Below are 8,102 nucleotides of genomic sequence, written 5' to 3' on the forward strand. Positions count from 1 at the left end.
TCAATCTAGATAGACAAAAGAATGGAGAAAATCTACTTATTATCTAAGCAGTATTGAAAAATAATAAGATAGCAGGCATACTTGAGTGTCAGGCATCAATCCAAATTGGATAGAGCCTGACACTACTTTCGTTTGGGTTCCTTATATGTTTGTAAGGCAACTAAGAAAAATAAAGAGTACGTCAAAAGATTATAATGGAATTTCTAGTGGGGATTGTCGATATAAGAAGACTATGACAATATAGGAGGATATAAAGAAATCCTTATTAAATTTCCAGTTTGCTATCGATATTCTTACGAAGATGTAAAAAGGAAATTGTAAATAAATTCTTATATTTTGTAATTTACAGGAACGAATGGAGGAAATAATGTTATGTCAAATTTGCCAAATTGTCCAAAATGTAATTCAGAATACACCTATGAGGATGGACGACTTTTTGTTTGCCCAGAATGTGCTCATGAGTGGACTTTAGAATTAGAAAATGAAAATAATGAAGAACAACAGATAATTAAAGATGCAAATGGAAATGTTTTAACCGATGGTGATTCTGTAACAGTAATCAAGGACCTGAAAGTAAAAGGAAGTTCATCAGTCTTAAAAGTAGGTACGAAAGTAAAAAATATTCGTTTAGTTGATGGGGATCATAATATTGATTGCAAAATTGACGGTTTTGGCGGTATGAAATTAAAATCTGAATTTGTTAAAAAGGTATAAATTCAGTAATAATCAACAGAACTGAAAGCTACTGAAAAATCTAACTTTTAGTCAAGGGATTGACGTTTATTTATTATTGGGTATCCTTTATTCAAGAATAATTTAATATATCAAGTTAATCTTATCCAGAGAGGTGGAGGGACATGGCCCTGTGAAACCTCGGCAGCGGGTTCTAATGAATACCGTGCCAATTCCATCAGGTGTAATTCCTGACAGATAGGAAGAGCTGAATCGATATGTCATCCTCTTCTGCCTGCAGAAGGGGATTTTTTACTTTTTAGTTACTAAAAATTTGAGCCCCTCGTAAGCTTTAACGAGAGGCTCCTTAACGTACATAAAGTCAATGCACATGTAGTACCTATAATAATTTTCTTATTTACTTTTTATCCTTATCAATCATTTTTAAGTATCTGTATACACTAGGTTCAGATATATTCAATAACTCAGCGACTTGGGACACGGCACCTTTTAATTGGAATATTCCTTTTTTATGTAACTGTTTTATGATATCAATTTTTTGCTCCTGCTTTAGGACAATATTCGGATTTAAAAGAGATGGGTCGACGATTGAGTTTACAACCTCTTCAATAGAGTCTGAAAAATATTCAATAATTTCATTATCATAGTGTTCTTCGATTGTTTCTTTTTCCGAAAAAGCCATTTCTTCTACTTTTGGGCTAATCATGTTTAGTTGAGTCTGGAGTAAATCTAGAATATCATTGGCAATTTTCTTATGTTCACTAGAATCAAAATTTATGCAAAGCATTCCAATTAATTCATTATTTTCATCTTTGAGAAAATAAGTAGAACCTCGAACTTCTGCACCTAATTTTGTAAATCCTTTGTAGTTTGTTACATAGTCATTATCTTGATACTTTTTGTCTTTCATCATTTTAAGAGCAAGTCCTGTTAATGGTGCATTGACTGTTCGACCGCTAATATGATTATTTGTGATGGCTCCAACATAAGAATTGCCTTTCTCAATAATGTGTAAAATCACTTCATAGTTTTCTCCAAGGACTATACCCAAAAATTCTACCAATTTTTTGTAGTGATCAATAACTTCCTTTTTCTTAACTTTCTTATTCATATTATTACTCCCCATAAACAATAATAGACTATAAAATTCCCCATAAAAAATCTTTATGGAAACAGGTAAAAAGATAAAATCTATTCATCTTAAAGTGTAACAACATTTGAATAAATTTTCCAGATGAATAAAGCTGTTCAACAAAATAATACCAAGGATACATATATGGATAATAGTATGATTTTGGGATTGTGGCCATGCATTTCTACAAAAAATTTGAAAACTCTTATAAGATATCCTTATGATTAAAAATTTTCTCAACATTATAAAAAAATATTGCAATTAGATTATCACGATAATATAATATTATCATAATAATAAAAAATTATTAAGAGGTGTTTTGAATGAAAAAATATCCTGAGGCTATTGGCCCTTATTCAGCGTATCGTAAAGCAGGTAATTTGATTTATACGTCTGGGCAGCTTCCAATCGACCCAGAAACAAATGAATTTCCAAGCGATAAAATTGAAGATCAAACCAGACAGTCTCTATTAAATGTAAAAGCAATCCTCGAAGAAAATGGCGGCTCGATGGATAATATCATAAAAACGACTGTCTTTTTAAATGATATGAATGATTTCGGTGCCATGAATGAAGTATATAAAGAATTTTTTGTTTCTCCTTACCCAGCAAGAACGGCAGTTGCTGTTGAGAAACTGCCAAAAAATGCTTTAGTTGAGATTGAGGTTATTGCAGCACTTGAAAAATAAAAAAGGAGATAGAGAAAGATGGAGTTAGATACAAAATTAATTCACGGTGGTCCATTAATAGATAAATATACCGGCAGTTCATCCGTCCCTATTTATCAAGCTTCCACATTTCACCAATCCCAATTCGCTGAATCACAAGAGTTTACCTACACTCGATTTGGCAATCCTACCAGAAAGGCACTTGAGGAAACCATTGCTAGTTTGGAATTTGCTAAATATGGATATGCCTTTTCTTCTGGTATGGCAGCGATTTCTGCGGTACTGCTAAATTTTTCTCATGGTGATCACGTAGTCCTTCCTAAGGATATATACGGGGGAGCCTATCAACTAGTGACAGAAATGTTTCCAAAGTATGGAATTGAATACACCTTCGTTGATGAAACAAATCTTTCTTCCTGGGAAAAAGCAATTAAAAAAAATACAAGAGGGATTTATATCGAAACACCCTCTAATCCTCTGTTAACCATTACAGATATTAAAGGTGTTGTAATGATGGCGAAACAGCGGAATATTCTTACTATTATTGATAATACATTTATGTCGCCAATCTATCAAAATCCAATAAAACTTGGTGTTGATATTGTGATTCATAGTGCGACGAAATTTATTAATGGTCATAGTGACGTTACGGCAGGATTAGTAGTCACAAATGATGAGGAAATAGCCGAAACAATTTACAAAACGCAAAAAATGTTTGGAAGTATGCTAGACCCTTATGATTGTTGGTTGGTTTTAAGAGGAATAAAGACAATGAAAGTCCGAATGGAAAAGGAGGTAGAGAACGCAGACTTTATTGCAAAGGAACTTCAAAAGCATAGCAAAGTGAAAGCAGTCTATTACCCAGGCCTTGCTAATCATAAAGGGAAAGAGCTTCATTTTTCTCAGTCAAGCAGTGGTGGAGCAGTATTGACATTTGATCTAGGCAGCTATGAAAACGCGAAAACCTTATTTGAAAATGTAACGCTTCCCATAGTCGCTGTTAGTTTAGGCGGAGTAGAATCTATTCTTTCTTACCCGTACACTATGTCTCATGCTTGTGTCCCTGAAAAGGAAAGACTTGAATTAGGAGTGACAAATGGATTAATTCGGCTAAGCTGTGGAATTGAAGATAAACATGACCTTCTAAATGATTTATTAAGGGCATTAGATCATGTAATATCGGAGAATCGTCCGCAGAAAAAAATCATTTAAGGATGGAAGGTCTATATGGATAAACTAATGATCGCCAACTTACCAACCAACATTGAAAAAGTGGATTTTTTCAGGCAAGAATTGCATAAATCAGTTTTCATAAAACGGGATGATCAAACTGGAATGGCAACATCAGGAAACAAGATTAGAAAGCTTGAATATTTGATAAAAGATGCTCAAAACAAAAATTGCGATTATTTAATCACAAATGGTGGGGTTCAATCAAACCATGCCAGAGCAACCGCTGTTATTGCCGCAAAATATAAAATGAACTCCTTATTAATTCTAAAAGAAAGCGGAAAACTTAAGACGGAAGGAAATCTATTTTTTGATAAATTAGTAGGCGCAAAAATTAAGATGTTAAGTGAACAGCAGTATCAAAATCTACCTTCCATCATCGAAGAATTAAAGGAAGAATTGACAGAATCAGGTCATAACCCATATGTGATCCCGATGGGGGGGTCAGATGGCCTGGGTGCTTTAGGGTATGTGGATGCCTACTACGAAATATTGAGGCAAGAGGAGCAATTGGGAATCGAGTTTGATACGATTGTGGTTACGGACGGCTCAGGTGGAACATACGCCGGTTTGTTATATGGAAATAAAGAAGCTAATAAAAATAAAACTATTATTGGTATGAGTGTATTAAATCAGAGGGAACAAGCAGTTCGTGATATAGTACATGTTTTAGAAGATATGAATCAATATAGAGACAATGATCTCAGATTTTCGGATAAGGAAATTAACATAATTGATCGCTATATAGGTTTAGGCTACGGTAAGAGCCAATTGGATGAACTGAAATTCATGGAGAAATTTGCACGAGAAGAAGGAATCATTCTTGACCCGGTATATACCGGGAAGTCGATGTATGGTTTGTATCACGAACTTAAAAATGGAAACCTTCAGGAAAGCCAAAATATATTGTTTATTCATACGGGTGGCATGTTTGGCTGGACGGATGAAAAGATTAATATGTTATATGGTTCCATATAAGATGGTCTGTCCAGGATATGTCATAAGATGTGTCCGGCAGACCAAAAAAGGTGACTCGTAAAAGTAAGGTTAGTTTTTGTTTTAAAATGTAAGCGCATACTTGACTACTGCTGAATTTTTTACAGATACAGGAGTTAGAGTCAATGCCGGTAGTGCATATGGAAAAGATAGTGGTAGTTTGGTAAGAGTAAATATTGCTTGTACGAGATCTTTACTAGAACGCGCAATGAAACAGATTAAGGTAAATTATGATAAATGTGGTTTTAAAAACTAATAAATTGTGAGGTTTTGTATATGGGGAACAAACCTGAAAGTCAAGGAAATGCAACTGTTTCATGGGATGATAAATCGTATAAATTTCCGGTGTCATTTAAATATGCAGTGATTTCTGTCTTAGTATTTTTCGGATTGCTGCTTACGGGAACACTTGGTTTTGGTGCATCCCTGGAATTAATGTTCTTGTTGTTATGGATTGTCGTGGCCTTGCTTGTCATGAAACTAGGATACAAATATAATGAAGTCCAAAATATGGCTTGGGAAATGGGAAAGCAGTCTTTTGAACCGAATACAATTATTTTAGTAGTTGGCGTCATGATTTCTACCTGGATGGCTTCTGGTACAATTCCTTATATTATGTATTGGGGGTTAGAAATAATTTCACCGCAATTCTTTTTAATCACGGCTTTGCTCCTTACATCAGCAACTTCTCTTGCAACTGGAACCTCGTGGGGAACCTTGGGTACGGCTGGGTTGGCATTAATGACAGTTGGTAATGCACTTGGCATTCCCCAAGCAATGACAGCAGGTGCCATTATTTGCGGTTCCTTCTTCGGAGATAAGTTGTCACCGCTGTCTGACAGTACAATTTTAGCGGCAACCGTTGCTGGTTCTAAAGTAATGTCGCACGTTAAACATATGTTATGGTCAACTGTCCCAGCGTATATTCTTACAGCTATAATATTTATCTTTTTAGGTTTAAAGTATGGAAAAGAAGGATCTGATTTGCAGCAGATTGATGAAATAACAGGTGTAATTGCAAAGAATTTTAATTTATCCTGGATTTCATTGCTTCCTCTCCTTATTGTACTGGTGATGCTTGTGAAAGGTATCCCTTCTATTGTTTCGCTGTTAATGGGTGTGTTTAGTGGCCTAGCAGTTGCTGTTTTTACTCAGGGATTTAATTTAACTAAAATGTTTGATATCATGACCAATGGATTTGTTTTTAAAAGCAGCAGTGAGTTAGTTGACCCTATCCTGAGCAGAGGTGGACTATACAGCTTAATGAGCTCATTCCTTGTTGTCCTTTTAGCTATGTGTGTAACGGGCATGTTAGAACAATCAGGCATTCTGAGTGCTTTAGTAGAGCCATTAGTTAAACGAACCCACGGCTCTACATTTAAAATAACACTAGCGACAATGATCATCGCATTAATCACAAATATGATTGGCTCATCGATGTTATTAACTGCGATTGTAGCGGGTTCACTTATGAGAAATGTCTTTAAAAATAATAATTTGGCGCCAGAAAATCTTTCGCGTAATATCGAGGATGTTGGGACAATGGGTGCACCGGTTATCCCTTGGAACTCCAACGCCATCTATTGCTCGCAGATGTTGGGAGTATCGCCATATGCCTATTTCCCATATGTCTTCCTGGCCTTCTTTGTACCATTATTTGATTTAATTTATGGTGCCACTGGATTGGCAATCAAAAAGTTAAAGCCAGAGAATCTTGAGGATGTTGAACCGGCAACTAAAGCGATCTAAACAACGGAAGGTAAAAAGATAAGCTTGGAGTATTTTTTAGATAATAAATCAATTTTTTCAGCCATCGAAGTTGATTCGATGGCCTTTTACATCCTTGGTAACGTTGTCCAGATACTCAAATGATTGTATCTAGCCTTTTGGGATTTAGCGCGCAAATGGATGACACTTCCATTATTCTTCAGTATAATTCAACTAAAATAGGCTACTAGGACGGTGAGTATAAGGTGAAGAAAATAACAGTTGAAAACTTAGTTCGGAAGTTTTCATTGAAAGTATTGGCCAGTGAAAGTCAACTGCAGAAAATGATTACACACTCACGGGTGCATCGTCCGGGCTTGGAATTTGTTGGCCATTTTGATTTTTTTCCGACAGAACGAGTTCAAATTTTAGGAAAAAAGGAAATTACCTATTTACATAAATTGAGCCACGAAGAACGTAAATTTCGAATCGGAAATATTGTCCAATACCATCCGCCATGTTTTATTGTTACGGCGGGAGAAGAAGGCCTTACCTATTTAAAACATCATTGTAATGAACAGGGGATTCCCCTGCTACTAACCAATCAGCCTGAGACCACTTCAGAATTTATAACAAAACTGGATACGTATTTGGTGAAGGAATTAGCACCAGAAATGACGGTGCATGGAGTTTGTGTAAATGTATCTGGCATTGGGATCTTACTTCGCGGTAATTCAGGGGTAGGGAAAAGTGAGACGGCGCACACGTTAATACGCCGGGGACACCGGCTGGTAGCGGATGATATCGTTGTCCTAAAGAGGCTGAGCCCACAAACGATTCTGGGTACTCATGATGAGAAAACCAAGGAATTTTTGGCTCTTCGCAGTATTGGGTTATTGAATGTAGTTCGCTTATACGGCCGTAGGGCTTTTCAAGATGAATCACGTATTGCTCTAGATATTCATTTGACGAAATGGCAGAAAGATGATTTGAATAATGAATTGGATCAGGAACCTCAATATATAGAATATATGGGTGTGAAGGTTCCATCTATTGAAGTCCAGCTCCAGCCTGGACGCGATGTCGCGGGGTTAATCGAAGCGGCAGCTAACAACTGGTATTTAAGGCAGCAAGGATACAGCGCAGCAGAAGAGTTTATGAGCAGGATTGATGCGGATATTTCGGGTTCTGGTAACTATAACGATTAAAATAAAGTTAGCTAGAAATCTTACCTAAAATGAAAGGCGAACAGTGGCTGTCATTGTTCGCCTTTTAAGTTAGAATCAATACATTTGCTCGATATGGGGCACCGGGAAATTGAATTTATTGATAACTGATTGGATGCCGATAAGATAACGATGGACACAAAAGTCTTTTACACTTCAATATAGATTTTTGTACAAAGTTATAATGACACAAAACTCCTAAATATTAAGGACTTTTGTGTCATTATATTTTCTAGATTCTTAATGCAAGTTACTTAGTTGGCTTATATTGGCTTTTTCATCTCAAAATTGGCTTAGCGTATATTTTTCGCGGTTTTCTGCCAGGACCCCATCGCCATCAAGCTAACAATAACGAGTTACCCCAAAACGATAAAAACGAGTAAGATGCATAAAATTTTCGTTTTGGGGGTATTATGATTTCTTACCTTGATGGGCATGTGGCGGTACCCC

At 36.0% G+C, this 8,102-nt stretch carries 7 protein-coding genes and 1 riboswitch; of the genes, 6 read left to right on the top strand and 1 reads right to left on the bottom strand.

All coding sequences use genetic code 11. The annotated features are described in order from the left end of the window. The first annotated feature begins 372 nt into the window (after positions 1-372). Positions 373-714, top strand: coding sequence for a zinc ribbon domain-containing protein YjdM (locus M5A78_RS23230; RefSeq protein ID WP_248737664.1), 342 nt, complete (start codon positions 373-375; stop codon positions 712-714). Between the two features lie 118 nt (positions 715-832). Next, positions 833-937: riboswitch (SAM riboswitch) on the top strand. Positions 938-1,090: 153 nt separating this feature from the next. On the opposite strand, the gene M5A78_RS23235 is transcribed toward M5A78_RS23230, so the two are convergent. Beyond that, a complete protein-coding gene (locus tag M5A78_RS23235; RefSeq protein WP_248737665.1) occupies positions 1,091-1,804 on the bottom strand; it encodes a helix-turn-helix transcriptional regulator in 714 nt (237 codons plus the stop codon). 344 nt (positions 1,805-2,148) lie between these two features. Between M5A78_RS23235 and M5A78_RS23240 the strand changes: the two genes are divergently transcribed. The 5 genes from M5A78_RS23240 (at position 2,149) to hprK (ending at position 7,634) form a co-directional block, all read left to right on the top strand. Further along, on the top strand, positions 2,149-2,514 hold the full coding sequence (locus M5A78_RS23240) for a RidA family protein (protein WP_248737666.1): 366 nt from the start codon (positions 2,149-2,151) through the stop codon (positions 2,512-2,514). An 18-nt stretch (positions 2,515-2,532) separates the two neighbouring features. Continuing rightward, a complete protein-coding gene (locus M5A78_RS23245; RefSeq protein WP_248737667.1) occupies positions 2,533-3,705 on the top strand; it encodes a trans-sulfuration enzyme family protein in 1,173 nt (390 codons plus the stop codon). A 15-nt stretch (positions 3,706-3,720) separates the two neighbouring features. Beyond that, positions 3,721-4,701: a 1-aminocyclopropane-1-carboxylate deaminase/D-cysteine desulfhydrase gene (locus tag M5A78_RS23250; RefSeq protein WP_248737668.1), complete on the top strand. Its 981-nt coding sequence runs from the start codon at positions 3,721-3,723 to the stop codon at positions 4,699-4,701. Positions 4,702-4,995: 294 nt separating this feature from the next. Continuing rightward, positions 4,996-6,468 carry a Na+/H+ antiporter NhaC gene (gene nhaC / locus M5A78_RS23255; protein WP_248737669.1) on the top strand — a complete coding sequence of 491 codons (1,473 nt, stop codon included), beginning with the start codon at positions 4,996-4,998 and terminating at the stop codon, positions 6,466-6,468. 224 nt (positions 6,469-6,692) lie between these two features. Next, complete coding sequence (hprK, locus tag M5A78_RS23260; protein WP_248737670.1) at positions 6,693-7,634, top strand: HPr(Ser) kinase/phosphatase; 942 nt, start codon at positions 6,693-6,695, stop codon at positions 7,632-7,634. Positions 7,635-8,102 lie beyond the last annotated feature (468 nt).

Origin of the sequence: Neobacillus rhizosphaerae, assembly GCF_937468385.1 — a bacterium.
Classification (GTDB): Bacteria; Bacillota; Bacilli; order Bacillales; family Cytobacillaceae; genus Neobacillus; species Neobacillus rhizosphaerae.